Below are 1,630 nucleotides of genomic sequence, written 5' to 3' on the forward strand. Positions count from 1 at the left end.
GCGTCAAGGAGGCGTCAGGGTTGTCGGGGTGGGCGACAAGGGGGTGTCAGGGCGGTGCAGGTGGCGTGCGGGGGCCGGGTAGCTTGATCGTCGCGGGGGCCGGCCCGGGGTTCTGTGGGGAGCTGAGGGGGCCGGATGCACCGTCTGGTCGGAGGCGGGCCTTTGGCGGGGTCCGGGTTCGGCTGGGACGGCGAGCAGGTCAGGGGCGCGCGGCTTGAGAGTGCGGCGCGCCCCTGTTGCCGTTGCCCGGCGTACGGCTGGATCCAGATCACCCGTCCGGCCGGTGGCTGTTGTCGCAGGTCGCGGCGTTAGGACTGCTGCCGAAGTCCCCAGCGGTTCGCAGTGGTCCGGACCCAGCAGCACAGGAGCCCCGTCGTGCGTCATCTCGCCTACGCCGTCGTCGCCGCCCTCACCCTCGCCGGGGGTGCCGTGGCGGCGCCCGGAGTGCAGCGGGAGATGCTGCCGCAGCAGAGCGTGTACCTGCACGCCACCTCTGGTGACGGCTCTGCGGACGGGGTCTCCGACCTGGTCGTCACCAGGGAGAACGGGGGCTACCGGCTGCGCGGTTACGTGGAGTCGGTGAAGGGTTGCTCCGAGCTCAAGGCCGTCAACATGCACTTCGGCACGTACCTCGGCGGTGACGCGGTCGCCAGGGTCTGTGGGGACGACGTGCAGACCGGCGTCGACGCCTGGACGCACCACAGCGACGTCGTGCTGACCGCGCTGGTGCCGCACGGCATGGGCTGGGACTCGAAGATCACGACCTTGACCGGGCGTCCTTAGAAAATCTTTATTTCGGGCGTGCTTGAGACCGATGTCGGGGTGACGATAGGGGTGTACGTCGATCGGCACGAAGCCATCAGGTGGTGGAGAGAATGCTCCCGAACCATGCCGGCCAGCTGCGGCACCCCGTGCTCGTCACCGGGGCTGTGGCAGGTCTGATGCTTGTCGCGGCCGCCTGCAGCAGTTCGAGTTCGAGTTCGAACCCGAGCCCGACGGCGACCAGCCCCGCCGTCACCGCGAGCCCCACCCCTGGCGGCACCGGGGCCGTCGCGCAGGGGTGTGAGACGGGGGTCGCGCCGACCGTGAGCGGATCCGGGCCGAGCGATACCGCCGCGGCGGGCAAGAGCGTCGCCGAGAACTTCACCAAGTTCTTCAGCCCCTCGACGCCGGGCACGGAGAAGGTCACGCTGCTGCAGAACGGCCAGCACCTGACGGCCGTCCTGCAGGGCTTCGCCGGGAACCCGCTGGCGTCCAAGGCGAGCGTCACCGTGACCGCCGTGGAGTTCACCAGCCCGACCATGGCCACGGTGACCTACAACCTGTGCCAGAGCGGCACCCCCGCGCTGCCCAACGCGAAGGGCACCGCCGTGCTGGAGAACGGCACCTGGAAGGTCTCGGACACCACCCTGTGCTCACTGGTGACGCTGAGCAACAACGGTAAGCCCGTTGCCGGTTGCTCCTGACGGGACAGTGCGAAGGGGACGCCGGGCCGCGGCCTCGGGTAGCCTGCCGCAAATGACCTACCGGATGGTGATCTTCGACAACGACGGCACGCTGGTGGACAGCGAGACCAAGGCGCACGGCGTGCTGTCCGGCTATCTGACCGAGCTGGGTTAACCCCAATGCC

The 1,630-nt window shown here is 69.3% G+C and carries 2 protein-coding genes and 1 pseudogene; all 3 read left to right on the forward strand.

The genetic code is table 11. The features are described 5' to 3' along the window. Positions 1-375: 375 nt before the first annotated feature. Positions 376-783 carry a hypothetical protein gene (locus tag TR49_RS28845; protein ID WP_042386835.1) on the forward strand — a complete coding sequence of 136 codons (408 nt, stop codon included), beginning with the start codon at positions 376-378 and terminating at the stop codon, positions 781-783. Positions 784-875: 92 nt separating this feature from the next. Further along, positions 876-1,466, forward strand: a complete 591-nt coding sequence (locus TR49_RS28850) for an MTB12 C-terminal domain-containing protein (protein ID WP_052434730.1) — start codon at positions 876-878, stop codon at positions 1,464-1,466. A 52-nt stretch (positions 1,467-1,518) separates the two neighbouring features. Next, a pseudogene (locus tag TR49_RS43140) lies at positions 1,519-1,617 on the forward strand (hydrolase); the annotation flags it as partial. Positions 1,618-1,630: the final 13 nt, after the last annotated feature.

Origin of the sequence: Streptacidiphilus melanogenes (assembly GCF_000787835.1) — a bacterium.
GTDB classification, from domain to species: domain Bacteria; phylum Actinomycetota; class Actinomycetes; order Streptomycetales; family Streptomycetaceae; genus Streptacidiphilus; species Streptacidiphilus melanogenes.